The organism is Paenibacillus sp. FSL H8-0315 (genome assembly GCF_038005365.1).
Classification (GTDB): domain Bacteria; phylum Bacillota; class Bacilli; order Paenibacillales; family Paenibacillaceae; genus Paenibacillus_AQ; species Paenibacillus_AQ odorifer.
The window spans coordinates 3,677,654-3,704,613 of the sequence record NZ_JBBOTA010000001.1 but is presented as its reverse complement, the minus strand read 5'-3'; the positions used below and the strand labels follow the sequence as shown (position 1 = coordinate 3,704,613).

At 45.8% G+C, this 26,960-nt stretch carries 23 protein-coding genes; 6 read left to right on the top strand and 17 right to left on the bottom strand.

Features of this window, described 5'->3' with window-relative positions; all coding sequences use genetic code 11:
- Positions 1–64 precede the first annotated feature (64 nt).
- The 6 genes from MHB56_RS16155 to MHB56_RS16130 form a co-directional block, all read right to left on the bottom strand.
- Positions 65–511 (bottom strand): tellurite resistance TerB family protein, encoded by a 447-nt coding sequence (locus tag MHB56_RS16155; RefSeq protein WP_076124697.1) that lies wholly within the window; start codon positions 509–511, stop codon positions 65–67.
- A gap of 155 nt (positions 512–666) precedes the next feature.
- Positions 667–1,389 carry an amino acid ABC transporter ATP-binding protein gene (locus tag MHB56_RS16150; RefSeq protein ID WP_076276053.1) on the bottom strand — a complete coding sequence of 241 codons (723 nt, stop codon included), beginning with the start codon at positions 1,387–1,389 and terminating at the stop codon, positions 667–669.
- A 10-nt stretch (positions 1,390–1,399) separates the two neighbouring features.
- The gene (locus MHB56_RS16145; protein WP_076124698.1) at positions 1,400–2,050 is read right to left on the bottom strand and encodes an amino acid ABC transporter permease; all 651 of its coding nucleotides are present in this window, start codon (positions 2,048–2,050) and stop codon (positions 1,400–1,402) included.
- Between the two features lie 93 nt (positions 2,051–2,143).
- Positions 2,144–2,959, bottom strand: a complete 816-nt coding sequence (locus MHB56_RS16140) for a transporter substrate-binding domain-containing protein (RefSeq protein ID WP_076302298.1) — start codon at positions 2,957–2,959, stop codon at positions 2,144–2,146.
- A gap of 227 nt (positions 2,960–3,186) precedes the next feature.
- Positions 3,187–4,062 (bottom strand): N-carbamoylputrescine amidase, encoded by an 876-nt coding sequence (gene aguB, locus MHB56_RS16135; RefSeq protein ID WP_076124702.1) that lies wholly within the window; start codon positions 4,060–4,062, stop codon positions 3,187–3,189.
- 53 nt (positions 4,063–4,115) lie between these two features.
- A complete protein-coding gene (locus MHB56_RS16130) occupies positions 4,116–5,144 on the bottom strand; it encodes an agmatine deiminase family protein (RefSeq protein ID WP_076302297.1) in 1,029 nt (342 codons plus the stop codon).
- 300 nt (positions 5,145–5,444) lie between these two features.
- Here MHB56_RS16130 and MHB56_RS16125 point away from each other — a divergent pair, with 300 nt between their 5' ends.
- Both MHB56_RS16125 and MHB56_RS16120 read left to right on the top strand, forming a co-directional pair.
- Positions 5,445–5,876, top strand: a complete 432-nt coding sequence (locus tag MHB56_RS16125; RefSeq protein ID WP_076124705.1) for an Lrp/AsnC family transcriptional regulator — start codon at positions 5,445–5,447, stop codon at positions 5,874–5,876.
- Between the two features lie 19 nt (positions 5,877–5,895).
- Entirely contained in the window at positions 5,896–6,534 is a 639-nt protein-coding gene (locus tag MHB56_RS16120) for a LysE family translocator (protein WP_076302296.1), read from the top strand.
- 13 nt (positions 6,535–6,547) lie between these two features.
- On the opposite strand, the gene yfcE is transcribed toward MHB56_RS16120, so the two are convergent.
- The 5 genes from yfcE to MHB56_RS16095 all read right to left on the bottom strand — a co-directional run bounded on the left by yfcE (position 6,548) and on the right by MHB56_RS16095 (position 14,143).
- Entirely contained in the window at positions 6,548–7,096 is a 549-nt protein-coding gene (yfcE, locus tag MHB56_RS16115; protein ID WP_076185584.1) for a phosphodiesterase, read from the bottom strand.
- A 125-nt stretch (positions 7,097–7,221) separates the two neighbouring features.
- On the bottom strand, positions 7,222–8,706 hold the full coding sequence (locus MHB56_RS16110) for a glutamate synthase subunit beta (RefSeq protein ID WP_076302295.1): 1,485 nt from the start codon (positions 8,704–8,706) through the stop codon (positions 7,222–7,224).
- Positions 8,707–8,955: 249 nt separating this feature from the next.
- Positions 8,956–10,911, bottom strand: coding sequence for a type I pullulanase (pulA, locus tag MHB56_RS16105; RefSeq protein WP_076302294.1), 1,956 nt, complete (start codon positions 10,909–10,911; stop codon positions 8,956–8,958).
- Between the two features lie 107 nt (positions 10,912–11,018).
- Positions 11,019–11,642, bottom strand: coding sequence for a C39 family peptidase (locus tag MHB56_RS16100; RefSeq protein ID WP_076124714.1), 624 nt, complete (start codon positions 11,640–11,642; stop codon positions 11,019–11,021).
- The gene (locus MHB56_RS16095) at positions 11,639–14,143 is read right to left on the bottom strand and encodes a PAS domain S-box protein (RefSeq protein ID WP_339189200.1); all 2,505 of its coding nucleotides are present in this window, start codon (positions 14,141–14,143) and stop codon (positions 11,639–11,641) included. The genes MHB56_RS16100 and MHB56_RS16095 overlap by 4 nt, the downstream gene beginning before the upstream one ends.
- Before the next feature lie 280 nt (positions 14,144–14,423).
- On the opposite strand from MHB56_RS16095, the gene MHB56_RS16090 reads away from it, so the two are divergent.
- Positions 14,424–15,239 carry a hypothetical protein gene (locus MHB56_RS16090; protein WP_076220534.1) on the top strand — a complete coding sequence of 272 codons (816 nt, stop codon included), beginning with the start codon at positions 14,424–14,426 and terminating at the stop codon, positions 15,237–15,239.
- On the opposite strand, the gene MHB56_RS16085 is transcribed toward MHB56_RS16090, so the two are convergent.
- Positions 15,232–16,008 carry a YheC/YheD family protein gene (locus MHB56_RS16085; RefSeq protein WP_232061115.1) on the bottom strand — a complete coding sequence of 259 codons (777 nt, stop codon included), beginning with the start codon at positions 16,006–16,008 and terminating at the stop codon, positions 15,232–15,234. The genes MHB56_RS16090 and MHB56_RS16085 overlap by 8 nt on opposite strands.
- Before the next feature lie 181 nt (positions 16,009–16,189).
- On the opposite strand from MHB56_RS16085, the gene MHB56_RS16080 reads away from it, so the two are divergent.
- Positions 16,190–17,329 (top strand): glycosyltransferase family 4 protein, encoded by a 1,140-nt coding sequence (locus MHB56_RS16080; RefSeq protein ID WP_076282372.1) that lies wholly within the window; start codon positions 16,190–16,192, stop codon positions 17,327–17,329.
- 436 nt (positions 17,330–17,765) lie between these two features.
- Here the strand turns inward: MHB56_RS16080 and MHB56_RS16075 are convergent, their stop codons facing one another.
- Positions 17,766–19,007 (bottom strand): DUF445 domain-containing protein, encoded by a 1,242-nt coding sequence (locus MHB56_RS16075; protein WP_076282373.1) that lies wholly within the window; start codon positions 19,005–19,007, stop codon positions 17,766–17,768.
- A 306-nt stretch (positions 19,008–19,313) separates the two neighbouring features.
- Between MHB56_RS16075 and MHB56_RS16070 the strand changes: the two genes are divergently transcribed.
- Entirely contained in the window at positions 19,314–20,186 is an 873-nt protein-coding gene (locus MHB56_RS16070) for a Cof-type HAD-IIB family hydrolase (protein WP_076124725.1), read from the top strand.
- 487 nt (positions 20,187–20,673) lie between these two features.
- On the opposite strand, the gene MHB56_RS16065 is transcribed toward MHB56_RS16070, so the two are convergent.
- The 3 genes from MHB56_RS16065 to MHB56_RS16055 form a co-directional block, all read right to left on the bottom strand.
- Positions 20,674–22,053, bottom strand: a complete 1,380-nt coding sequence (locus MHB56_RS16065) for a sugar phosphate nucleotidyltransferase (protein ID WP_341143746.1) — start codon at positions 22,051–22,053, stop codon at positions 20,674–20,676.
- Positions 22,054–22,055: 2 nt separating this feature from the next.
- Entirely contained in the window at positions 22,056–22,892 is an 837-nt protein-coding gene (locus MHB56_RS16060) for a DUF6492 family protein (RefSeq protein WP_248549146.1), read from the bottom strand.
- Between the two features lie 549 nt (positions 22,893–23,441).
- Complete coding sequence (locus MHB56_RS16055) at positions 23,442–23,600, bottom strand: hypothetical protein (RefSeq protein ID WP_248549148.1); 159 nt, start codon at positions 23,598–23,600, stop codon at positions 23,442–23,444.
- Between the two features lie 394 nt (positions 23,601–23,994).
- Here MHB56_RS16055 and MHB56_RS16050 point away from each other — a divergent pair, with 394 nt between their 5' ends.
- The gene (locus MHB56_RS16050; RefSeq protein WP_248549149.1) at positions 23,995–26,292 is read left to right on the top strand and encodes a UvrD-helicase domain-containing protein; all 2,298 of its coding nucleotides are present in this window, start codon (positions 23,995–23,997) and stop codon (positions 26,290–26,292) included.
- A gap of 64 nt (positions 26,293–26,356) precedes the next feature.
- Here MHB56_RS16050 and MHB56_RS16045 read toward each other — a convergent pair whose 3' ends face one another.
- Entirely contained in the window at positions 26,357–26,941 is a 585-nt protein-coding gene (locus MHB56_RS16045; RefSeq protein WP_076101172.1) for a 50S ribosomal protein L25, read from the bottom strand.
- Positions 26,942–26,960 lie beyond the last annotated feature (19 nt).

The following is a 26,960-nucleotide window of genomic DNA, read 5'->3' as shown; positions in this document are numbered from 1 at the left end:
TATCAGTGATACGATAAAGAATAAATTACGTTTCAACGAACTTTTATCTATGACTTCACCTAATTTATAAACTGAATTCGCTAGGGTTTAATCCTAAGACGCCACAAATATTCCGCACAACTGCTTTTTCGTAATCATCAAAATCACCATCAGCTGATCCAATTGCCGAGCATACACCCACGATCAGACGGCCCGCTTCTGGTTTGCCGCTAAACTTAGCGATCGCTTTCAAAGCTTCTTGTTTTCCTATTTCTGGTGAAAATTCGAAGTTACTTACGTAATAGTTGAATTGAGCAATGACATCTCTCATGTCAAATACCTTCAATTCATTACTCATATTCATATAGCCGGCCATTTTGTTTTTCTCTGCTTCTTCTATTTTACCGTCCGCCGCAGCGACCAAAGCGCAGCCTGCAACTACCGCATTCATGAAATCTTTATTTTTGAATTTCTTCACTTGATCTGTAAGTCCGCTTTTGGCTGTATTCAACCAGTTTTTAAATGTGCTCATCGTATTCTCCCTCTATCACTGCTAGATTATGATAACAAAAGATATCCCAAGAGCCTCCTCTCCACGTTCCGACAGATTTTGCATATAAATCCCTGAAATAACCGTTACTCTTCTAATATACCTGATAAAATAACAAGATTCTACTTTCCACAAAATTACAGCACCTTTGATAGAAAGGATCGTGTCCGTTCTTGCTTAGGATTTCCGAACAGCTGCTCCGGACTTCCTTCTTCCACAATCTCACCTTGTTCCATGAACAGCACCCGATCCCCCACCTCACGCGCAAAGCCCATTTCATGTGTCACCACGACCATCGTCATCCCCTCACGGGCCAGTTCCTTCATCACCGCCAGCACTTCCCCCACCATCTCCGGGTCAAGCGCTGAGGTTGGTTCGTCAAAGAGCATAATTTGGGGCTCCATAGCCAGCGCCCTTGCAATTGCTACCCGCTGAGCCTGCCCCCCAGACAATGAGGCTGGATACATCTCTGCTTTTTCACTTAGACCTACTTTTTGCAGCAGCTCAAGCGCTTTTTGCCGCGCTTTATCCGGAGACCATTTACGCACCTGAACCGGCGCCAGCATAATGTTTTCTATAACCTTCATATGAGGAAATAGATTAAACTGCTGAAATACCATCCCAAGCTCTGTACGGATATCGTTAATCTTCGTACTCGCCGCCATCAAAGAAGTGCCTTCAATTACAATCTCGCCCCCCTGCGGCTGCTCCAGTAAATTAAGGCAACGCAAAAAGGTGGATTTACCCGATCCGGACGGCCCAATAACCACCACTACCTCCTGACTGAAAATATCGATACTTATGTCGGCCAGCACCGTGTTTGTTCCAAATGATTTATGTAAGTTCCGTACTGAAATCATAGGCTCCATCCTATTTCAGCCTCCGTTCAACGTAATTCAGCAGCTTGCTAAGAGAATAGGTAAGAATGAAATAAATAAGTGCCGCTGTCAAATAAGGCTCCCATATCCGCAAATATTGCCCTTTCATCGTGTTGGTCCAATACATTATTTCCGGTGCAGCCACCAAAGCCAGAAGAGAGGAGTCTTTCACAAGCACAATAAACTCGTTACCAAAAGCCGGAACCATCCGTTTGATCGCTTGCGGTAAAATAATAAATCTCATCGCTTGCCGACTAGTCATCCCCAGTGAAATAGCCGCTTCCCGTTGCCCACGATCAACCGACTGAATGCCTGCCCGAAAAATCTCAGCCGAATAAGCAGCCGAATTAAGCGACAGAGCAACAAACGCAGTAATTAGGGCATTGGTTTTGCCGTAAAGCGGGGGAATCACTCCAAAGTGAACAATCAGAATCTGCACATACAATGGTGTTCCTCGAAAAAAATTGATATATGAATGAAAAGGCCAGCGCAAATACCATTTTGGGGCCATTTTGCCAAATCCGATCCCCAGTCCCAAAATAGAGCCAAATAAAATAGAAACTACAGAAATACCGATAGTCAGCAGTGTCCCTTTTAAAAGGACGGGCAAATAATGAATGATAATGTCCATTCTAAAATCCATAGGACTCTCCCCTTCTCTTCTTTGTGTCATCTCTCTTTAAAAAAATAAGCATGCGCAATAGCTATCATTACGCATGCTTATTAGGTTTTTTCCTTATTTTTCCTTCAATAAGCTATCCAGGTTAGGTTCTTCGCCGAACCAAGTTTTGTAGATTTCCGCGTACTTTCCGTTTTCCAATACCTTCTTAATAGCCGGATCCAGTTTCGCTTTTAACTCACTGCCCTTAGGGTAAAGAATGCCGTAATATTCCGCTCCGAAGTTCTCCGTGTCTACAATCCCCACCAGCTTCTGCTTAGGATTGTTTTTCATGTACTCACGTACAATGGCAATATCCGCTACAACCGCATCGGCTCCTCCGCCATTCAGTTCCATCAATGCCACCGCATTGCTGTCAAAACGTTTCAAGTTAGGGTTGTCGACACCCATTATTCCGCTCATCAGGTCATCTGCAGTTGTGGCCCCTTGTATTGCAACTACTTTATCTTTAAGATCAAGTGCGTTTTTGATGTCGCTGCCTTCTTTAACCATAATCATATTGGTAGATTCGAAATAAGGGATGGAATAGTCATAGGTTTCTTTACGTTCATCCGTAATCGATACTGAAGATAGCCCTGCTTGATACTCCGTTCCCTGCTTCACACTTTGCAGCATCGTTTCCCAGCCTGTGTTCGTTACGTCATAGTCTATTCCCGCTTCTTCCATAACTGCCTTAATGAAATCGATGTCGAATCCTTTGATTTTATCCGTGTCCATATACTCCATAGGAGCGTAGCTGGCATCACTGGCAAACTTAATTTTCTCCGCTGAGGATTCGTTATCAGCTTTACTGTTATTTGCTCCACAACCTACCAATGCAACCACCACAAATGATATAAAAACTGACATTAAAACACGACTTTTTATTTTCATATCCCCATTCCCCCTATTTTCGGAAATAACTTAAAGAGATTTTAACAGATTAAAGGATTCATGACAATTAACTTTTCTGAATTATGTAAGGTTATATAACACAATATTATTATTTTATACGTTTTATGCGTACATCACTCTCAAAAAAATTCATCAAACACAAAAAGGCACTGCCAGAGATTGTATTCTCTCTAGCAATGCCTTTAGCATATTTAACTTTAAACCTATTAAAGTGTGATATCTCCATCATAAGAACCGATCAATTTATACAGATCCGGCCGGCGGTCACGGAAGATTCCCCACTCGATCCGGCCAACTTCCAAAGCATCCAGATCGAATTCGCTTACCAGCACAGTTTGCTCCTCACGTCCAGCCTCAACGATTTTATTGCCCTGAGGACCTGCAATGAACGATGAGCCGTAGAAATTAATGCTCGAATCCTCATCAATTTCCTCACCAATACGGTTGGAAGCCACGACTGGAATAAGATTCGCAGCTGCATGTCCAAGCATACAGGTCTGCCAATGATCCTTGGAATCGATCGATCCATCCTGCGGTTCAGACCCAATAGCCGTTGGATAGAACAGAATTTCTGCTCCCATCAGGCTCATTACTCTAGCCGCTTCTGGATACCATTGATCCCAGCAGATGCCTACACCAATCTTGGCATAACGAGTGTTCCATACCTTAAAGCCAGTATCTCCCGGATTAAAGTAGAACTTCTCTTCATAACCTGGGCCATCTGGAATATGACTCTTGCGGTATTTGCCCAGCACCGTTCCATCAGCATCAATTACAGCAAGTGAGTTGTAACGCGCGTAATTCTTTTTCTCATAAAAACTAATCGGCAGTACCACTTGCAGCTCCTTGGCTACTGCTTTGAAATGATTAATCGCCTTGTTATGCTCAAGCTCTGTTGCGTATGCGTAATAATCAGCTTTCTCTTTTTGACAGAAATACGGGGTCTCAAACAGCTCCTGGAGCAAAATAATTTGCGCACCCTGTGCTGCCGCTTCTCTGACCAATGTCTCGGCTTTGCTGATATTCTCCTCAATATTGCTGGAACAACTCATTTGTGTCGCAGCTACTTTTACATTTCTCAAGTATCTGTCCTCCTTGTATATAAATGTCCCTTTGGACGTCTAGTTTCCTTCAATTATAGCTGTGCAGGCATTTGCTGCGTAGTGCAGTGGACATTTCCGCCTTCGGTGATAACGGCCATTCCGTTAACTGTACGAATCTTGCGATCCGGGAACAAACCAGCCAGCACTTTCTCAGCAAGTGTATCCGTTTCTGTCGCGGTGCCGCCAAACACAGGCAAGATAATTCCGCCGTTCACGAAATAAAAGTTCAAATAACTGAGCGTCAGACGACTGCCGTCATGATCGACCCGTGGTGGCTGCTGAATCTTGATAATCTCCAGCTTACGCCCTTTGGCATCTGTAGTGTTCTCCAGAATACGCAGATTCTCTTGCGTAATCTCATAGTTCTCATCCTGCGGGTCCTCACAGACCTGGATAATAACTTTGCCTGGTGCAGCAAAACAAGCAATATTATCGACATGACCATCGGTTTCATCGCCACTAAGGCCACGTCTCAGCCAGATAATAGCTTCTGTACCTGTATAGTTCCGCACGTACTCTTCGATCTCTTCGCGCTTCAGCTCCGGGTTGCGGTTTAGGTTAAGCAGACACTCTTCTGTAGTAAGCAAAGTGCCTTCTCCATCCGTATGAATCGAGCCACCCTCCATCACAAGCGGTGCATCAAAACGGGTGATCTGCGCATGCTCCAGAATCTGCGGAGCCACTTTGTCATCCAAATCCCAAGGTGAATATTTACCGCCCCAAGCATTAAACTTCCAGTTCACACCTGCCATTTGTCCTTCTTTATTAACAATAAAGGTAGGTCCGTTATCACGCAGCCAAGCATCGCTATGCGCAATAGGCAGCAGCGTTACATTCGGTCCGCCGACCAAATGTTCTACCCGCTCCACATCCTCCGGGTTCACAATAACCGTGATCGGTTCAAACTCGGCGATGGCTGTGATAATGTCAGCATAACCTTGGCACACTGACTCGTGGTTGTCCGGGAAACACATAGATTCCTGCACCGGCCAGGAGATAAAAGTACGTTCATGCTTGCCCCATTCCGGTGGCATTGTATAGTTCAAATCTTTAGGATTCATGTGTTAACTACCTTTACTAATATATTTGGAGCCAGTTCTACCCCTAAAACTCCTTCCTCATCATACAATAATATGTTCTAGTGCTCAATTCCCTGGGACATTAATAATGTTGGAAGGAATTTTTTTTGTGCGCAGCCCCCATTTTGCAGTTAAAAAATTTAAGTTCCATCCGTTACAACGAAGCTAAATTTAATTATTTTAATATAAATCAGGATATCATTTAATAATTTTACTTATTTTAGTGATTCTATTTTCATTTCTAATGGATTTTATATAATTAGCTTAAAGGAGTGGGTTGCAATGGATGACATCGATCTTCAAATCTTGGAATTACTGAAAAGCAACGGCCGCATGACCAGTTCCGAAATTAGTAAAATCGTTCATTTATCCGTGCCTTCCATCACTGAAAGAATTCGTAAACTGGAGAATAACGGAGTGATTGATCAATTCACGGTCAAGTTAAACCGTAAGGCAATAGGACAAACCCTATTGGTATATATTTTCGTGCAGCTGCACGGCTCAGTTGAAACCCAACACTTCCGCACAACCATTATTCAATCGCCGCTAGTACTGGAATGTCATCATATCTCGGGGGAATACGACTATCTCTTGAAGGTGGGTCTACCGGATTTATCCGAATTGGAGGGTTTTATAACGCATACACTCAAGGCCAATCATGACATTGTAAGATCAAATACCGTATTTATTTTGTCCACGTTAAAAGAAGAATAGATAAAAGGAGTGAAGCCTTATGCCTTGGGAGTGGATGGCAAAAGGAATGCTGCTGGGGCTTTCTATTGCGGCTCCTTTAGGTCCTATCAGCATCTTATGCATCAAGAAAACCTTAAGCTCAGGTTTCAAAACTGGCCTATGCTGCGGCTTGGGAGCGGCCACAGCTGACGCAGTTTATGGTAGTATCGCCGGATTCGGCTTATCCGCCCTCACCGCTTTTTTGGTTGATTATAAAACGGTACTGCAAGCCTTGGGCGGGTTGTTTATTTGTTATCTTGGCATGAAGTCGCTGTTAGAACCCCCAGACACAGACAGCACAGCACCCAATTCCCCAAAAAGCTCACTGAATTCATACATAGTAACGCTGTTGCTGACGCTGTCCAATCCCATGACGATTATTTTTTTCCTTGGCATATTCAGCGCATCTGGCGTCCTTCTGTCTCATAGCAGCTCCAATATGCCGTTTCTAGTTAGTGGCGTCTTTCTGGGTTCCGCATTATGGTGGATGGGTTTGACAGGGAGCACTGCTTTGTTCAGAACCAACATAATGTTAGGACGGTCGAAACAGCTCATGTTCAACAAACTATCCGGATTGGTAATGTTGTCCTTTGGCATTGTCTCCCTTATTCAATCTCTCAATCTTCAGGAGTTCCTTTAAACGATCCCTCTCACTATACGGTAATCTTTTTTACCACATTGCCTTCAAAATCCTTAACGATAAATTCCCCGCCCTCTAGAACAGCATAGGAATTCGGATTATTCTCTTTAGGCAGCGATATGGAGCCGGGATTCAGCACATACACTCCCTCTTTTACATCGGCAACTGGTATATGGGTATGTCCCTGAATAAAAATATCCTTCTCGGAAAGCGCCGGCAAATGCTCAATGCTAAAGCCATGACCATGTGTAGCGTAAATCCGTCTGCCTTCGTGCAAAAGCATTATATAATCGCCCATCATCGGGAATTCCAGCAGCATTTGGTCTACCTCGGCGTCACAGTTTCCACGTACTGCGGTTATCGGCTTGTTTTTGTTATATGCATTAAGCTTATTAGCAACCTCTTGTGGGTTATATTCCTTCGGCAGCGGATTTCTTGGACCATGATATAAAAAGTCTCCTAGAATAATAAGACTGTCCGGCTGCTCTTCTTCTACCTTTTCCAAAGCCCGTTCCAGCCAAAATAAAGATCCGTGAATGTCGGAAATAAACATTAACTTCATCATGTATTCTCCTTTTCAACTTAACTTAAGTAAATATGCGCTTAGACAATAATCTTAACCTTGAACATACCACAACGCAAAGCGGACGTTCCCAAAGGAACGCCCTGCCCGCTATATCTTAACACTCACGGCAAATTCGAGGATCCCATCAAAAAGCGGTCTACTTCGCGCGCAGTCTGGCGCCCTTCGTCAATAGCCCAGACTACAAGGCTTTGCCCGCGCCGCATATCGCCTGCTGTGAACACACCTTCTACATTGGTTGCTTGTGCTCCGAACTCTGCTTTGGCGTTCCCCCGCTCATCGCGTTCCACCCCAAGCTCGCCCAGTATAGTTTCTTCGGGTCCTGTGAATCCCAAAGCCAGTAATACCAGCTGCGCTTGCAGGGTCTCCTCACTGCCCGGCACTTCGACCGGTACCATTCGTCCCTGTTCATTATGAGTCCATTCAATGCGCACTGTACGCAGCTCCTGCACTTGCCCGCCCTCATCGCCGACAAACCGTTTCGTCGAAACCAGATAACGGCGCGGATCTTCTTGATACAGTGAAGCGGCCTCCTGCTGACCATAGTCCACTTTAAGCACCTTTGGCCATTCCGGCCAAGGATTGTTAGACTGACGTGTCAGCGGCGCCTGTGGCATAATCTCAAGCTGAGTCACACTGCGGCAGCCGTGACGGATCGAAGTGGCTACACAGTCTGTTCCAGTATCCCCACCGCCGATTACAACTACATCCTTACCTGCTGCTGATAAATATTCCCCATCGGCAAGCCCTGAATCCAGTAGGCTCTTTGTATTCAGCGTTAAAAACTCCATAGCTTGATGAATCCCACGCAGATCGCGTCCTTCTATCGGCAGATCACGTGCCTGTGTAGATCCACCACACAGTACTACAGCATCATGCTCTGCCTTGAGCTGTGATGCTGGGAGATCTCGGCCGATCTCTGTTCGAGTTACGAAGGTAATGCCCTCAGCTGCAAGCAGATCCACCCGGCGCTGTACAGTCTTTTTATCCAGCTTCATGTTGGGAATACCATAGGTAAGCAGTCCGCCAATCCGGTCCGCCCGTTCATACACAGTCACCGTATGTCCTGCCTTATTAAGCTGTGCCGCACAGGCAAGCCCCGCCGGACCTGAACCCACTACAGCTACCTTTTTACCCGTGCGATGAAGCGGCGGCTCAGGCACAATCCAGCCTTCTGCAAAACCTCTATCTACAATCGACTTCTCAATAGATTTAATGGTGACAGGTTTGCCATTCATCCCTACCGTACAAGAGCCTTCGCAAGGAGCGGGACAGACACGGCCTGTAAATTCAGGAAAGTTGTTAGTCTTATGCAGACGTTTCAGCGCTATCTCCCAATTTCCACGATAGACCATATCGTTCCATTCAGGAATCAAGTTGTGCAAAGGGCAGCCGGAAGCCATACCAGACAACAGACGTCCTACATGACAAAATGGCGTACCGCAATCCATACAACGCGCCCCTTGCTCGCGCAGCTTTTCTTCATCCATAGGTATCGAGAATTCATTCCAATTCTTAATTCGCTCCAATGCCTCACACTCGGAGGGTGTCTGTCGTTCAAACTCTAAAAATCCGGTTGCTTTCCCCATCTCTTTCATCCTCTCACCAAAGAAAAGTACTCTCTGTCACTTTCTGCTGTTATGCCACTCTAAAGCGCCAAAGTAAATGCCTTAATATTAGCATCCTAGATCTTTAACGAAAATGAGTAATGTCACCTTTTTATGTAAAATAAGAGCATCCATTCAAAAGAAAGTTCCACACAAAAAAGCACGCGGAGTACTGCACTCATTGAGCACAATACACTGCATGCTTTTGAAGAATTATCTGTAAAAAAACATCTAGTCCACCGTCAGCACTACCATTCCAATCCCGCTTACAGTTAGCTTATTACCCGTCAGATTCTGCACAAGATCGGCTCCAAAAACTGTTTTCCATGCACCAAGCTGTGGCAGAACCAAAGTCGTCTGTTCTACATTAGCATTAAAAAGCACATAGATATGCTTCACCGCATCGCCTCCAGCATGGCCACGCAATGTATACGCTACCGAACTTACCGGTGCTTTTTCAAATACTAGATGATTCCGAATCTCATCTGCCGTTCGCATACGGAAAGCCGGATGTGCTTTACGCAAGGCAATTAGCTGCTTCAGATAAACCACATCATCTTGATGAGCAGCGCACAGTTCCCAATCCAATTGGTTGATCTTCACCGAGGATTTATAGCTGTTCTCTATCCCGTTTTTCGTGCGCATAAATTCCTGACCCGCATGGACAAAGGGGATTCCCTGACTCATGAACACTATCGCAGAAGCTAACCTATGCATAGATTGACGCTGTTTGTCCGTCTGCCCTTGTGTGGACAGTAATATTTTATCCCATAACGTATGATTATCATGACATTCCACATAATTGACGGTTTGCTGAGGCTCCACGGCAAATTGTCCAATGCCTGGGGCATAAGCAATGCCTCCCGCGACCCCTGCCTTTATCGCAAGCTCCAGTCCCATCATTCCGCTGATGAAACCCGGTTGATCATGCAGAAAAATATTCCCTTTAATGGCATCCCGGAAATCATCATTAAAATGTCCGATTCCCGGCAGAAGCGCAGCATTCTTCTGATGAGCGAGCCGCTCCATCGGCAACTCCGTCCCCATCATCCAACCTTCACCAATCGTCATGATGGACGGGTCAATCCCATCCAGACGACGCCGGATTTCCTCCATCGTGTCGAGGTCAATCAAGCCCATCAGGTCAAAACGAAAACCATCGATATGGTATTCTTTGGCCCAATAAACTACGGATTCCACGATGAAGCTGGACATCATCAAGCGTTCTGAAGCCACGTCATTCCCGCAGCCAGAGCCATCCGACAGGCTTCCGTCTTGCTTGTAACGCAAATAATAGCCGGGAACCAGCTTGGTGAAATTCACGCGATAGCCATCGTACACATGGTTGTAAACCACATCCATAATGACGCGGAGACCGCGATCATGAAGTGCTTGAATCATTGTTTTTAGTTCCCGGATACGCAGTCCAGGCACATATGGATCTGTAGCATAGGAGCCTTCTGGCACATTATAATTCTTCGGATCATAACCCCAGTTATAATGCGGTTCATCCAGCCTCGTCTCATCTACACTCTCTGTAGAATAATCATAGACAGGCAATAGCTGCACATGGGTTACACCGAGGTTCGCGATATGATCGAGTCCAGTGAGAATACCCTCCGGTCCGCGGGTTCCTTCTTCCGCCAAAGCAAGATATTGTCCTTTATGGGTCATACCGCTTGCTGGATGAATGGATAAGTCTCGCAAATGAAGCTCATAAATGATGGCATCCACAGGATCATCCAAGGGTGGCTTATCTTCCGTCCACCGTTCCGGATCTGTTTTGCGTAAATCTAAAATAGCTCCCCTATCACCGTTCACTCCTACAGCACGTGCATAAGGATCAACCGCCTCATTCCACTGTTCTCCAAGACGTACTCGGTAGGTATAGAACTTGCCATCTAAATCACCGTCAACTGTAATTCTCCACGTTCCCCGGACATCACGGATCATAGAATACTTACACTCTGCTGCTCCCTGCCATGAATTATAGAGTACCAGCTCCGCTTCTTGAGCGGTGGGCGCCCATAAACAAAAAGCTGAACTCCCCGGTGAGTACGTTAGGCCAAGATCGTCCCCATCATAGCTGAATAACTGATCAAACTCCTGAGCAAACACGGAAATCCCTCTAGTAGCCGCAGGATCCCCATAATAAATGGGTTCCTTCATTTCCCTTTGTACGGACAAAGCACCTATCCCCTTTTCCAGTTATTAACTGGATTATAGTATGATCGTCTAAGTAGTGCAAACGTTTGGACTCAAATTTTTCAAGCTATTTTGTCAGGACAATCCCTCTACCTCGATGCAGCTGCAATATCTAGCCCGACCATCGTAATAATGTCTTTATTCGCAAAATACGGAATACGCCGTTCTTTCCCTAGAGTGACTCTACCGTCCTTGTACCGCACACCATTATCGTGGACAATCAGGGTAGCACGCTCTCCGTCCTCAAATCCCTCATATCCTATACCTAGTACCCAATGGTAATCGTAAGTAAACTCACCTCTCCACCGCAGACGAAACCACTTATCTAATTTAACAGCCACAGGCCGGCCGGCATCAATTTCTGTTTTATATACTTCAAAATCATTAAACGTAGTAATAAGTAACTTTTGCTGATCCTTAGGTAAAATCACTGAATGGATATAGTTCTTCAGTCCTTTGGTAAAACGGCGCACACTCATCCCCCAAGGTCTTCCACCGTGATGGCTGTATATGTAATTAATATGAGCGGCTTTGGAAGGAAAATGACCTTTGCCCCGAATAAAGTCCGCTCCTAAATGGGTGTTCCAATACTCCGCTAACGCTGCCATCGTAGCTGGGCCACATGCAGAGGACGGGGATTCGACCCCAACCTCCCACTGTGTATATGGCTCCGCAGGCAGTTTCTTGCTAATCCGAGGCTGTCCATGCTTCATTCGGATAGATCCCCTCTTAAAGGGCTAGACTTAGGAGTACAATGTGGAGTTGCCTCCGGAAGTAGAATTACATTTGCACCGGCATCCAATTCTCCTTCTGCAGCTGCTGCCCCTTCCATTGTTGTCTCCCGTTCTTCTGTTTGCACTGTATCTTCCACATTTATCTCAGATTTACTACTATCAGGATTAATCTGCAGCGTGAAATAGAAATTAGAGCCCTCTCCTTCACTGCTCTCTACAGCGATAGCTCCGCCCATCAGCTCAACGAGCTTTTTACAAATCGCCAGCCCCAATCCGGTCCCGCCATATTTGCGATTAAACGAGGAATGCAGCTGATAAAAGGACTGAAACAGCCGATGCTGCTTCTCTAGAGGAATGCCAATCCCCGTATCCCTAACATTAAATTTCAAAGTTAATTTCTTTTGATCTGCGGACAGCTTCTGCTCTACGTAAATACTGATACTGCCCCGATCTGTAAACTTGATTGCATTGCTGACCAGATTGACCAATATCTGACGCAACCGCCCGGCATCGCCCATAATCAGTGGCGGGACTCCAGGTGCCATGCTGCATGATAACTGAATATTTTTCTCCAAAGCCTTAGCTGTAAATAGATCGATTACGCTGTCCAATACGGCTTGAAGCTGCACGGGCTCATTTACAATCATCATTTTTCCGGCTTCAATTTTGCTGTAATCCAGTATTTCATTCAAAATAGATAGGAGCGAGCTGCTGCTCTCCTTAATAATGTCAGTATATCCAAGCTGTTCTTCATCAAGCTCCGTCTCCGCCAGGAGATCCGTCATCCCTACAATTCCGTTCATCGGCGTACGGATTTCATGGCTCATAATAGCTAAGAACTCAGACTTAGCCTGGTCTGCTTTTTCTGCGGATTCCTTCGCCCGAATGATTTCCTTCTCATCCGTGATGTCCCGGAACACTACAACAACACCCTTCGGCTCCCCTTTATCAAATAGAGGGGTTACCTGGTACTCCGCAAGAAAGCTAGAACCGTCCTTACGCCACAAGACCGCATCTTTACTCTGATAAGATACACCTGACTTAATAGCCTTCATCAGTGGAGATTCCTGCGGCCGATAATGGCTCCCATCAAGCGCTATTTGCTGAATATGATCCAAATAAGGATGGCCCATAATTTCATCATGTTCATAGTCCAGCATTTGCAAACCTGCAGGGTTAATGAACGTCACCTTCTCCTCCATATCGAGTCCAAAGATGCCTTCTGAAACCGCATTTAAAATAAGGGTATACTCATTGCTAAGCTTCTCAATTTGTTCTGTATAACGGATGCGCTCTGTAATATCACGGGAAATCCCATACACACCCACTACTTGGTCATCTACAATGATCGGAATATTGGTAGTATTAATTTCTACAAAGTGTCCGTCTTTATGAATAAGCGTTAGATCATAGCTTTGAGGATAACCCTGGGCGGCTAAGTTAAAATGATACAACGTCTTCTCTATGTCCTTCTCATGCACAATGGGGCCAAAGTACATTCCGATCAGTTCCTCCAGCGAATACCCGGTCAACTTCTCCAAATTCGCATTGGCAGTCAAATAGTCTCCATGCAAATTCATAGAGTACACAGCAGATGGATTGTATTCAAACAATGATTTATACCGTTGCTCGCTCTCCTTAAGCTTGAACTCGAACTGCTTGCGCTCCGTAATTTCCCGCCCAATCGCTATAATCTCCAAGACATTTCCCTCATCATCATAGGTATAACGACTGCTCGACTCGAACCAGACATAGGTGCCATTCTTATGGCGGTAGCGGTAAGCTACAGCCGGAATAACGCCAGAGCTGCGGCTCTGCTCCATTAAACCTTGCATCATAACTAGATCATCGGGGTGAAGATAATTATAGGCGCTTGTCCCAACCATCTCTTCAGGTTCATAACCAAGCAGGGTACGGCTAGCCGAAGAACAATATAAGAAAACACTGTCTTTGACCGCATGACGCGAGATTAAATCCAGCGAATTCTCAGACATCAATCTATAATTGCGTTCACTTTGGCGAATTTGTTCTTCCATTTGCTGCTGCTGATCCCGATGATCCACCGTTTCCTGAGCTGCGATCTTTAGTTCCGTAATATCCTCGGCGTATACTATAATATACGAAGGGGCTTGTCCTTCTTCTGCTCCTAATCCAGAGAACATGAGAGACAGGCAAACGGGTTGACCTTCTTTGTTTAAAAAACAATGTTCCTTCTTCCAGCTGCCCGCTGGCGATTTCTGAAGCTCGTCCATTACTAATCTATAGGAGAGCTCTTTTGAATGTGCCTCTCTATTTTCCGATTCTGTAAAAAGAGCCCCGGCAAGAAACTCGGCCTCCGTAAAGCCAAGTAGATTGCAAAAAGCCGGATTGACTTTTATCCAGTTGAAATCGCCGTTATTCGAAAACAGTACGGCCATTCCTTCTGGAGACCTCATAAATGCATGATCCAGAATTGCGTTAAATTCTACCGAGCTGCCCATTTAAGCCAGACCTCCTTTGTTGCTAGTGCTAAAGCTCCCATACCTTCTTATGTCAGTATACGATAAGAGAACTGGGGAAAGAAATGTCTAGCGCATTATTTTAAATTGGAAATATTTAAATTTAAATTATTGACGCTAGCAAATAAACAACTTATATTTAAGAATAAATATATCGTTCGTGACCTATTACGATGGAAGCACCCGTAATAAAGGCTTTTGCCTTTGCTACGGGTGCTTTTTTGTTGTCTTCAGGGATACGGACAAAAGGAGGAGCGAATTAATGAACGCACTAAAGTCATTCCCCTTACTACTACTGGTGATCCTGCTATCGTTAAGCACATCAACGGAAGCTTTTGCTGCAGCAACGACTGAATTAACACCCTCTATTCAAGCGGCTTTTGATCTAACAGCTGCGACTGCCGACGGTCCTACAAGGATAAAGATGACTAATCTGTACAATGATTTATCTACTTTAAAGATGCAATACAATAATCGTGAGGAGCAGATCCGAACCCTTCACTATAATAATGAGCAAACACTGATTGCAGTACGTAAGCAAATTAAAGAGATTGATTTAGAAACCGTAGCTCAACTGGAGGCTACCGTTAAGAGCTGCAAACAGCACTATCAGCCCTTATTCGACCAGTACAATGCGCTTAATAAGCGTATCAAGATCGCCAAGGGTCTTAAAAACAAGACTTTGAATACCGTATTACAAGCCCAAGGTGATGCTATGAAGATCCTGGTTCAGTTGGCACGCAAAGAAATTAGCGACAGACAGAATCAGTTGAATGCAGCGAAACAGACACGTACCCGAAAGATAACCTATGCCCGCAAAACCTTGTCTGGCATTGATAGTCCACAGGTCTCAATTAAATCAAACAAAAGCGTAGTCACCTCATTGAATAAACGGATTTCCGCAGATTGGAGTGACTTCAAAGCAGCGATTCGCAAGCAAAACCTTACATTAACCACTCAGTCTCTGTCCTCACTCGTCTCCGGTTACCGCCAAATCGCAACACACAAGCAAAAAATCATAGAATTAGAACAAAAGATTTCTGCTGTCATTGCAAATACGAGGAAACAGATCATTTAACGGACTTTTTCTTCTCATTCGCTCTGCGGTAAGCCATTACTTTGCGGTACATGCTTTTATCAGAAAGATGTTTAAAAATATACGGGTCCGGACTAGTATTCACTTCAATAATCCAAGGCGTCATGGATCTATCCAATCCTACATCGACACCAATCTGTCTAAACCCAGGATATTTCTTATGGTAGAAACGTCCGGTATCTTCTCCTAGCTTTCTCAGGATCTTAAGCATTTGCGCTTGCTGAGCTTCGTTCAGATAAGGAGACAGCAGCTTTTCCATAGCAGTTAGTTTGCCGCCGCTATGATAGTTGGTAACAATCTTACCTTTCTCAGCTACCCGACCGATCAGACCGGTAGTTTCCCATTTGCCCTGCGGGCTGAGCTGGACCATCACACGGATATCAAAGCGGTGTTTCCCGTGCTTTAGCAAAACTATTCCTCTCTGGATCAGGTAACTACGTCCACGCGTCGCTTTCTTTAAAGATAAATGGAAGGCATCGAAGGTTCTAAAGGTTTTGAGTCTTGTTCCACTTTGGTACTTATATTCTGTTCCATGAGCCTCTCTACTCTGCTCAACCTTCATCACACCATTGCCATAGGTACCGTATTCCGGTTTAACATAAACCATTCCATATTTCAGCAGCATAGCTTTCAGATTGACTTTACTGAATTTTATCGTTTCGGGAATCAACGGTGAAATTTCAGCGCTTCGCATGAGCACCTTGGTTTTAATCCATTTGCTGGTCAATGCAGACTTTAACTTCTTTCCCAACTGTCCTCTCCCCTGTCCCTCAAAAAATAATCACGGCCTTAGTAAGCCTTAGTATTTTATGCTGCAACTGTACAAATGGCATGAGTGAAACGCCCTCTCCGCTTTCGGATGTATCTACTGTTTACTGTGTTGCATATGGTGGAAGAGGATATCCATTAGCGGATAAAAGGAGGCGTAAACCATGCACATTTGTATCATTGCACCGGAGCAGTTCCCAGTTCCGGGAGACGGTTCTGTAGAAATCTGCATTTGGGCCATTGCCAGAAGACTGGCGGAGAGACATAAGGTAACCATTGTAAGTCGGAAGGTACCTGGACTACCTGCTGCCACTATATTGGAGCAGGTCAGAATTATCCGATTGCCTGCAAGCACCCCAGCCCATTATCTTACTTCGGTATTAGAATACATTCAGAAAGAATCCTTTGACATCATTCAGGTTGATAATCGCCCCCATCTTATGTCTGCTGTAAAGAAGCAGCTTCCTCATATCCCGGTATTTCTGTTCCTGCACTCGCTTACCTTCACACCGGGTACAGATAAAGTGGCCAATGCCTTGGCAAAAGCGGATCTGATCATTGCCAACAGCCACTCCTTACAGCGAAGATTGGATCGCCGCTTCCCGAAACTGACCACAGGGATTCATATTGTCTTATTGGGAGCTGATCTTGACCGGTTTACCCCTGTGCAGATATCTGAAAAACAACAGCTTCGTAGTTTCTACAGACTCCCGCAGACCTTTACCGTTTTGTTCGTTGGTCGGGTTATCCCCCGCAAAGGGGTGCCTATATTAATACGTGCTATGTCGCATTTAAACAAACACCTCCCCGCTCATCTGGTCATCGCCGGCAAAGGCAAACCGTCGTACATACGGCAGTTGAAGCTCCTTGCACGGCGGCTGAGAGTGTCTGTTACTTTTCTAGGAAATGTGGCTCATGAGAATATACACACCCTTTATCAGGCGGCAGACTGCTTTGTATGCCCTTCCCAGAATCATGAATCCTTCGGCCTTGTTAATGTAGAAGCTATGGCCTCCGGTCTACCTGTTATCGCTTCTAATAATGGGGGCATCCGAGAGATTGTCGCCTCTGGCCATAACGGTTATCTGGTAGAACGATATCGCGAGGCTTTACCCTTTGCCCGGCATTTGCTGCGGATAGCCCGCCATCCACAATTGGCAGTTACCATCGGATCACAAGGGAGAGCAGATGCGCTTGAAGCCTTCAATTGGCAGCGAACCGCAAACCATTTAGAACAGCTGTATCAAGCTTCTGCAACACCACAGCAAGGGTACAGAACTCTTGCAGATGGAATGCAATTGTAGACTCACCCAAAGTAGGGGCCTCCTAAGCCATCAACTGGCTGCTGGGTCCCTTTCTTTTTGAGCTTGCTTGAGCTAAACACCAATCTCCGTATGAATTAGGTAACATATGCGCATACAAGGTAGCTATCGGACACAGCTGACCCCAAACGCAGCTTTATCCCTCATTTGCAATGCTAAGGACCCTATAACCCCTATTGGCATGAAAAATGCCCCATATGAACGTCATCCATAGGAATAACGCCAGTGGAGTCCGCAAGCATGTTCCAAGAGCCAAGAACTAACAAATAACGTCATATCGGTCCATAAGCCTCAGAGGAGGATTATTACTCCACGATGCAGACAGGCCATGAGCAACAACAAAAAGCAGCGATCCTCCCTCACGGGAGAATCGCTGCTTTTCTTTTTTCCTTATTTTACAATAAATAGTAAGTTTCATTCAAATCAATTGAATAACTGTAAGCACAAGCCCTACGACAAACCCGCATAAAGCTCCGTTCACACGAATCCATTGCAGATCTTTACCCACTTTATCTTCCAGCATATTCACTAGACTAGCGTCATCCATGCTGTCCAGATTCTCTTTTACCAAAAGACCTATTCTGTAGTGGTTAGCCTCTACAAAGGCAATTAGCGAAGCGCGAATCCGCTCTTCCCAGCTGCTGATCCATTCTTGTTCCTTGCCAATACGACGTACAAGCAGGGTATAGAGCGTGAACAGCTTGCGTCCGCCAGCCGCCCGATCTTCCTCCAATAGGGAAATTGCTTTGCTGCGAATGTTCTCCAATTGCGTATGCAGAAATGCGGTTGCTGCTTCGCCTTCAAGCTCATTTATTGCCCATTCTTTTAATGAAGCCAGTCTAGCCTCGTCATTAACAATCTGGAACAGGGCCACTCGAATCTCGCGGATAATCTCTTCACGGTATGGGCTATCCTCTTCCCGAAAATCGCGGATACCGGACTGCAACATACCTTGCAGCATTTCACCAAGCATATCTGCATCCATAAACCCGACAAAAGCCTGAAAAGCCATACCTTTAAGTCCGCCAAGCTTCACTTCAGCCAATTTCTCGCTGGCAATCTTGCCCAGCATAGCCTTCGTTTCAGGACGTCCGCTCCAAGTAGACACCCCTTCCAGCGCATAGTCCAGAGCAGCTACATCTTTACCGTCATTCATTAACTTAGTAACTATTTTATCAGCCGCAACGCCAAGCTCAGCTTCACGAACATATTCGGAGGCTGCCTTTTGCAGAAACGGTACTGCCTTCTCTACCGGAAGACGAGACACGAATTCGCCAAGCTGCTCCAATATTTGTACTCTTGCCTTCTTTTTACTAAAGAACTTTGTCAGTAGCTTGGAGCCCATTGATATAAAGCCAAACTTACGCAGCTTGTTCTCAATGCTTTCCTTGTTAAGAAGCTCAGTCTCCATCGCGGTGATTAGTGATTGGATGATCTTATCGCGATTCTTGAGCAGTAGTGAGGTGTGTGGAATACGTAGCCCCATCGGATGGCGGAACAGCGCCGTTACCGCGAACCAGTCGGCAATCCCCCCTACCAAACCGGCTTCGAAACCACCTCTCAGTAGAATCACGGCTAGGTTTTCAGGTAGAAACAGTGTAATCAGAAACCCACATGCCATAAAGGCGAGTGACATGGTGGCTAAGTTTTTGGATCTCATAAATAGTCCCCTTTACATAAGCAGCTGCCGATGTCCTTACACAGGAAAAATACCGTCGGGTCACGTTCCACGAACATAAGCTGACGATAGATTCGGCTAGTCGGTTAGTTTGATAACTATTGTACCACGACTGAACTATTATCTAAAAATATACTGTAAAAACCTCTTATCTCTTGTTGGACGTTCATTATTGTACAGTTGCATGAAAATGGTTTTTGGTTTTCAGAATATTAATGATAAGATACAAGTAACGTTTCAATACCCCTTAAAAAGTACCACTTTACCTGGAAAAGGAGCTCATACAATATGCTGATTGCTTTAGATATGGATGGAACATTACTGAACGAAGAAGGAAACATCAGTCCAAAAAACCGCGAAGCTATTATAAAAGCTCAGAAACTAGGTCACATTGTTATCATTGCCACAGGCCGCTCTTTTATGGATGCAGAACGTCAGCTTCGGCTAGCGGATCTGGAATGTCCTGTAGTCAGTCTAAATGGCGCAGTCGTCACATTATCTGATCGCACCCTCGCGGCAAGCACGCCGCTGAATAAAGCAGACATCATTCCCGCCCTGCGCTGGATGAACGAAATTCCGGACTTGTATTACGAGGTATACACTGAGGATAACGTTTATGTAGAGCTGAACAAACGTGTACGGTTAGAGAAATTATCTGCACTAAGCGATGAAGAAGTTCCTGAAGAAGTCAGCTGGCTGCTGAAAGCAATGATCGATCAACAGTTTCAACAAGCAGCGGTTACCTATGTGGAGAGTATGGAAGAGGTGTGGAGCAAGGAGGAAAATGTTATTTATAAAACATTGGCTTTTTCTCTAAACCGAGAGCTGCTCAAGGAAGCTTCCACCCGCTTCGCAGCTATTCCGGGCTTAATTATTACCGCCTCCCATGTAAATAATATCGAGATTAACCATGAGGAGGCCAACAAAGGCTCCGGTGTAACCATGCTTGCTGACCATTATGGTATCCCGCTAGCGGATGTAGCTGTCATGGGCGACAGTTATAACGATCAGCCGATGTTCGAGAAGGCCGGCTACCGGATTGCTATGGCTAACGCAGCGCCAATTCTTAAGGAAATGGCGGAATTCATCACCACCAGTAATGAGGAAGACGGAGTCGCGGCAGGAATTGAGCATCTTTTGAAAAGAAATTCTAAAGAATAATTTCTGCATAAAGCAGCGGATGCACAAATAGCACCGTGGGCAGTTCTGCTCACGGTGCTATTTGTGGGTTTATTTTTGCTAGGTAGGGGGCTTCCATCACACTTTAGGTTTAGATTTAGCTTGTGGTTTAGCTTGTGGCTTACCTATAGCTTACTTATCGCTTTCCTGTAGCTTACTGTGGCTTGCCTGTAGCTTACTGTGGCTTGCCTATTGCATCTCCGTCCTCTTAATAATTAGTTGTACTTCGTACAGTTAAATGCCCTCTTTTAGGCGCTAATTCGGATTTAATTGCACTCTGTACACTTATATTCAGCAAATCTATTCAAAACGCAAAAATTCGCGATTTTTAACTGTACAAACTACATCTAAATCGCAAGGGATTCGCTACTCCACGAAATAGTTGCACTGAATACATCTATTTCACTTCAGCCGGTCAATCTCCCCATGTCTACAACTGCCTCCGGGTTAAAGCGAACTACCTTTCCATTCATCCCAAATCATCAAGGAAGCTGTCCTCCCCCTCCCATTCGGCAGACACTCGTACGTAGTCATCCACCTCAGGAAATTCCAACAGTTCAATAATAATCAATTCGAGCGCTGTAATGGCCCGCAGTCCATGCTTCGTACCAGCAGGTACCGTGACCGTGTCCCCGGCGGCAACCGCATGAAGATGGCCATTCATCCGGTATTCTCCATTTCCAGAAAGAAAAGACCAAACTTCTTTAGTATGCCGATGAAAATGGTAGCTGGTGTGCTCGCCTGCCAAAATGGTTATTTTAGAGGTCGTAACCTCAATACCTGCCGCCGTACGAGAGAAGTCCAAAATGCGTGATGTGCCCCAGCGTTTTTCTTCAATCATCGGCTTCGCCGCATGGCCCTCCAGCTTCTGCTTAATTCGTTTTGCCTGCTCTATCCCAGCAACCAAAATGCCATCTGGCCCCGACGCCACGATTAAACCAGGAGCGCCGATGATATGCACAGGACAAGAGAGTTCGTTGATCAAATGGGTACCTTTTGAATCCTCAGAAATACTCCCACTGCCAATTACTCTTCCTTGCAAATGGGGAACAAGTGCATCCCAGCTGCCAATATCCGCCCACACCCCAATATAGGGGATGACTACCGCTCGCCGCGTGTGTTCTAGCACCTCATAGTCAAAGCTTCGTTCTGGCAATTGATCATAATGCTCCATAAATTCCATGTAATCTACTGGAAGATCCCGTTCCACCATACTTGAGAGCAAGTACCCTAATGAGCAGGAAAACACGCCGCAATTCCACAGTCCTCCCTGAGAAATGAACTCGACGGCTGTCGATTCGTTCGGTTTCTCTGCAAACTGCTTAACATTTAAAAAAGACGTCCCCCCTACCCCAGACCCTTCACCCGGCAGAATATAACCGAACTGTGTAGAAGGAAATTCAGGTAAAACACCAATCAAAGCAATGTCCGCTTGTGATTCGGCAAGCACACTCGGAAATTGATGAAGCTGCTTAAAAAAAGAAGCCTCCACATACGAATCCACCGGAATGACCACTACGATCTCTTTTGAGTCCATACCCTTCACAGAATGCAGATAACTCGCCGCCAGAGCTACTGCAGTAAAAGTCCCCCGTTTCTGCGGCTCTGCTAATAAAGGGACTTGAGCACCAACGGATTTGCGAGTAATCTCCACCTGACTGCGATGAGTCACAATGCAGCTTGAATCCAACAAACCTACTTCTTCCAGCCCTCTGCATACCCGTTCGATCATCGACTCCACACCGCCAGCTTCTGTTGGAAGCAGCCTTAAAAAAGCTTTTGACCTGATCTCATTTGATAGCGGCCACAACCGCTTCCCCGATCCCCCTGAAAGGAGTACGATCTGCAACCCTATCGCCCCCCTGCGCTGGATTTAGCCCCCGGTATTCTCACATACCCCTTTCGTTTATGAAAAGACAATGATCTATACTTCTCAGCCAGCTGATTCACTTTCTGCTTGGATAGCTGTCCTGCATTCATATGGAGACCTTTATTACGCGCTTTTTGAATCTTCATTCCCTCGCGATTCTTCGAATACAGGTAATTGGCATAGGTTTCGAATTCAGAAAAGGCAAATTGCTTGGAGCGGTTCATACTGTGTAAAATAGCTCGATACCAAGGCATTTGGTGTTTTGCTTCTATCTCTCTTTTCATTTGAGCCAATTGACTGCGTTCAAACAGCATGTAATGGGTCACAAATGATGATTTTGCGGTCACCTTGCGGCCCATGAGTTTCCTATAGGTTACAAAATACTGTGGTTGGCTCCAGTTCCGGCTGTAAAAGAGTGTCTTGCCATTGGCCCGAAAATGGTGGGGGGTGATCAGAACGGTATCGGCATCAATGACCAAAAAATAATCCGCCGTGCAGAGCTTGTCGCCATTCAGCTTCAGCAGCTGTTGGAATAGCCAGCCGGAACGTTCCCAGGTGCGTGAGCGGTAATGAATGTCTTTTTTCGTAATCGGCAGCACCGTATTCTCGTCAATAAAGGTACAGCCTTTTGTGCGGCAGAACTCAATCATCCGTTTCTTTTTGGGAGCAACAATTAATATCCGGCCGATGGGATGCTTAACCTGCTTTCTAACAGCGTCAATCACATGGGGAAGGGTCTGTAAATCTTTTTCAATCGCGGGAATCAGTACATCTATAGTAACGGCATGTCTGATGCGGGCCTTACTGGGCGAGGGCATAGGGTCATCTCCATATCATGTTTTTGCTTTAGGATATGAGCATGATAGGAAAAGGGAATGGGCATCACAGAATTGTTCAGGAGAGTGGCAAATATGCGCTGGACAAGCCTGCGATGCGCGGGGCAGAAATTTTTATATTATAAAAATAGAAACCGACCTGCACCCGGCACCGTTTACTGGGGCAAATATGCCTCTCTTTTCGCTTATGGAGGCGGGTTTGCCCTTATTTAGGGCATTTTTGCCTCTCTTCTACGTCGCAGCTCCTCTTCTGCTCATTTCTAGGGCATATATGCCTCTCTTTTCGCTTACGGAGGCGGATTTGCCCTTATTTAGGGCATTTTTGCCTCTCTTCTACGTCGCAGCTCCTCTTCTGCTCATTTCTAGGGCATATATGCCTCTCTTTTCGCTTACGGAGGCGGATTCGCCCTTATTTAGGGCATTTTTGCCTCTCTTCCACGTCGCTGCTCCTCTTCTGCTCATTTCTAGGGTATATATGCTTCTCTTTTCGCTTACGGAGGCGGATTCGCCCTTATTTAGGGCATTTTTGCCTCACATTCTGCCCACCCAGTCACATTCCACCCTATCTACGGGATTTATACCGCACATTCCGCCCACCCAGCCACTTTCCATCCAATCTACGGGATTTTTACCGTACATTCCGCCCACGCAGCCACAATCCATCCAATCTACGGGATTTATACCGTACATTCCGCCCACGCAGCCACTTTCCAGCTAATCTACGGGATTTATACCGTACATTCAGTCCACGCAGCCACATTCCAGCCTATCTGTGGGATTTATACCGTACATTCAGTCCACGCAGCCACATTCCAGCCTATCTGTGGGATTTATACCGTACATTCCGCCCACGCAGTCACATTCCAGCCTATCTACGGGATTTATACCACCGTTGTGTCCCACTCCCACACCAATCCCCATATTTTTACTGGCTCAATATCCAACACTTTTCCTGTGCAGTAAAAAGCCTGGGATGGTATATTGTAGATTGGCTAAATTTTCGGCACATTTTAAGATGAACTCAAACATCATAGAACTAGATTTGTTGAGACCACTCTATACAGAAATAATGAAGGTGAATCTATTGAATAAGCTTTTATTTCATAATATCCCACTGGGAGCTACTGGTGAGCGGATCCCGCAAGCGGCAGTGGCCTCAGCGCAGACAAGCCAAGAGCTGGTGAAGCGGGAGGATGAGGACTCCGCTTTTTTTCGCAGGCTGGAAGAAGGCGGCATCCTGCTCAACCGTCCGCAGATTTCCGCGGTACGGCATCATAAAGGGCCGCTTCTAACACTGGCCGGCGCAGGCTCCGGCAAAACCTCGGTTCTGATCTGCCGAACTGGTTATTTGTTGTCCGTGCGCGGTGTCTCGCCAAGTCAGCTGCTATTGCTGACTTTTTCGAGTAAAGCTGCGGCGGAAATGCGCGAACGGATCGCCCTATTACCGGGAGTAGGCCCAGCGGACGTCGCGCGGCTGCAGGCCCGCACGTTTCATTCCTTTTTCTTATTTTTCTTGCGCAGACAAGGATTGCAGCAAGAGATTTTCAGTGAGACGCGGCGCCAGCACATCCTGTTGAAACAAATCATGCGTGAGCTAGGGCTACCTAAAGATGCCTATCCACCGGAAACGCTACTCTCCCTGCTCTCTTCCTGCAAGATGAACATGGGTACCGTAGAAGGCTTGCCTGAAGGAACCACCGCTGAAAAAGAAATGAAATCCATTCTGGAAATCTACGAACAATGGAAACTAGACAATTTCAAAATCGACTTCGACGATGTCCTCTTAATCGCCTATCGGATGCTGAAGGAGCGTCCTACGCTTTTGCAGGAATTGCAGATGAGATATCTATACGTGATGGTGGATGAGTTTCAGGATACCAATGCCCTGCAGTACGAGTTAGTCAAAATGATTGCTCACCCGCAGCATAATCTAATGGTGGTTGGCGACGATGACCAGACGATTTATTCCTTCAACGGGGCACGCAGTGAATTCATTCTGGAATTCGAGAAGCTGTACCCGGGAGCAAGGGTTATTACACTTGATATTAATTACCGTTCTGGTCCAGCTATAGTCGGACTCGGTAACGGTATTATCCGGCACAATACGCGCCGGCGTTCCAAAACCCTGCAAGCTGCCAAAGGCAGCGGGAGTCAGCCCCGGTATATGCGTCCGCAGACAGCAGACGAGGAAGCTGAGCAGATGGTTGAGCATATTTTAAACGAGGTTTCGAGCGGCAAAAGAGAATATAGCGACTTCGCCATGTTATATAGAGCGTCCAGCAGCAACCGGGCCGTTCTGGAATTACTTCTTTTACGCGATATTCCCTATATTGATTATGGAGAAGGCCAATTACTGTACGAACACTGGCTAATTTCCCCGGTCGTGGATCATATGCGTCTCTCCGTGAATCGGCGGAATTTTGCGGCTATGGAGAACATCCTGCCTACTCTATATATGAACCGTGAAAAAGGTATGAATCACATCCGGCAGATGGAAGCCAGACAACCAAAGCAAGGCCCACTAATCCATCTGTTGTCCATGCCCGGCATGGAGGATTTCAAGGGCACTAAGCTTAGAGAGCGGCTGGATCTAATTCGCAATATGCGCGAGTTAACCCCAGTCCAAGCGATCCGCCAGATCCGCACGCAATTCTATGATTATTTCATCGAAGCGAATGAGCGGCATCAAGCAACCTTGCATCGCGAAACGTTAAAAGAAATGCTAGATGAACTAGAATCGTCTGCAGAGCGATTTGATAGTATTCCTGCCTTTTTGGATTTCATAGATAATGTTACGGAACGTAATGAACATAATCGTCAGCCGGGCACCAAAGAACAAGGGAATCGGATCGCGCTTATGACCATTCACAAATCCAAGGGATTAGAGTTTCCTGTGGTCTTTTTGATTGGAGCCTCTGAAGGAATTCTCCCGCATAGCTCCGCCCTGGAGGGCGACCGGCTCAAGGACCGCAAGCTGGCCGCTGCAAATAGTGGAAGTTCAAGCTTGGCTGCCCTGGAAGAGGAGCGAAGACTGGCTTACGTAGCTGTTACTAGAGCCCGGGAAGAGCTATTTATCAGTTCACCTGCGAGGCATCGGGGCAAAAAAGCAGAGGTCTCCCGCTTCATGTTATCAGCCTTCCGCTCTGCCGTTTCTTCCACAGCAACGACTACGGTGAGCAGAACAGTGACAACAAGATCCTTACCTACCAGCCGGACAACTGCGACAAGAACCCATGTCGTTGCGGTATGGAATTGTACAAGCAGTACCTGTCCTGGCTGGACACGCATGAAAGCGGGCGGAGCTGAGGATCATTTAACCTCAAAGCCCTGCCCGTTATGTAGTTCCCCTATGGCAAAGGACCAACGAGAAGTTCCTGTATGATTCAACGCAAAAAAAGCAAGTTTCCTCTTCCCTGGAAACTTGCCTTTTTTATAAAAATATATGTTTAAGCTGGAGTTACTACCGCTTCTTCTTCCTCTTCTTCATGCACAGTCTTGATCTGGATCATTACGGTTGACGGTTCGGTCAAAACTTCAATACCGTCCTTGAAGATCAGATCAGAGACGAGCAACTGGTCGCCAATATCCAGTCCGCTGATATCCACTTCCATGGAGGTAGGAAGATCTTCAGGCATACAGCGAACTTCCACTTCATAAATTTCAACCTGAAGCGTGCCGCCTGCTTTAATCCCTACGGCTTCACCTGCAAAATGAATAGTCACCTTGCTGTCCATGCTCTTTTTCATATTTACATGTTGAAAATCAATATGCAGAATTTTGCCGGACAGGGTATCCTTCTGAATGTTCTGAACCACGACCGGAACCTCTAGCTCTTCCGATACCTTACCTTGCAGAATTGCGCGCGGATTCTTTTTGAGAATGTCCAGAAGTTCTTTTTCATTCACTTCCAACGTCAGAGTCTCTTTACCAATACCATATAATACAGCCGGAATACGTCCTTGCTTACGCGCCTGATTGATGTTGGACTTGGTGTCAGTCTTACGTGTGTTGAATTGAATAAACTTATTCATTGGGTTTCCCGCTCTCTTT

Coding starts and splice junctions, on each gene's coding strand:
- MHB56_RS16155 (WP_076124697.1), bottom strand. CDS start 511: ATGAGCACATTTAAAAACTGGTTGAATACAGCCAAAAGCGGACTTACA.
- MHB56_RS16150 (WP_076276053.1), bottom strand. CDS start 1,389: ATGATTTCAGTACGGAACTTACATAAATCATTTGGAACAAACACGGTG.
- MHB56_RS16145 (WP_076124698.1), bottom strand. CDS start 2,050: ATGGATTTTAGAATGGACATTATCATTCATTATTTGCCCGTCCTTTTA.
- MHB56_RS16140 (WP_076302298.1), bottom strand. CDS start 2,959: ATGAAAATAAAAAGTCGTGTTTTAATGTCAGTTTTTATATCATTTGTG.
- MHB56_RS16130 (WP_076302297.1), bottom strand. CDS start 5,144: ATGAATCCTAAAGATTTGAACTATACAATGCCACCGGAATGGGGCAAG.
- MHB56_RS16125 (WP_076124705.1), top strand. CDS start 5,445: ATGGATGACATCGATCTTCAAATCTTGGAATTACTGAAAAGCAACGGC.
- MHB56_RS16120 (WP_076302296.1), top strand. CDS start 5,896: ATGCCTTGGGAGTGGATGGCAAAAGGAATGCTGCTGGGGCTTTCTATT.
- yfcE (WP_076185584.1), bottom strand. CDS start 7,096: ATGAAGTTAATGTTTATTTCCGACATTCACGGATCTTTATTTTGGCTG.
- MHB56_RS16110 (WP_076302295.1), bottom strand. CDS start 8,706: ATGGGGAAAGCAACCGGATTTTTAGAGTTTGAACGACAGACACCCTCC.
- MHB56_RS16100 (WP_076124714.1), bottom strand. CDS start 11,642: ATGAAGCATGGACAGCCTCGGATTAGCAAGAAACTGCCTGCGGAGCCA.
- MHB56_RS16095 (WP_339189200.1), bottom strand. CDS start 14,143: ATGGGCAGCTCGGTAGAATTTAACGCAATTCTGGATCATGCATTTATG.
- MHB56_RS16090 (WP_076220534.1), top strand. CDS start 14,424: ATGAACGCACTAAAGTCATTCCCCTTACTACTACTGGTGATCCTGCTA.
- MHB56_RS16080 (WP_076282372.1), top strand. CDS start 16,190: ATGCACATTTGTATCATTGCACCGGAGCAGTTCCCAGTTCCGGGAGAC.
- MHB56_RS16075 (WP_076282373.1), bottom strand. CDS start 19,007: ATGAGATCCAAAAACTTAGCCACCATGTCACTCGCCTTTATGGCATGT.
- MHB56_RS16070 (WP_076124725.1), top strand. CDS start 19,314: ATGCTGATTGCTTTAGATATGGATGGAACATTACTGAACGAAGAAGGA.
- MHB56_RS16060 (WP_248549146.1), bottom strand. CDS start 22,892: ATGCCCTCGCCCAGTAAGGCCCGCATCAGACATGCCGTTACTATAGAT.
- MHB56_RS16055 (WP_248549148.1), bottom strand. CDS start 23,600: ATGTACGGTATAAATCCCGTAGATTGGATGGATTGTGGCTGCGTGGGC.
- MHB56_RS16045 (WP_076101172.1), bottom strand. CDS start 26,941: ATGAATAAGTTTATTCAATTCAACACACGTAAGACTGACACCAAGTCC.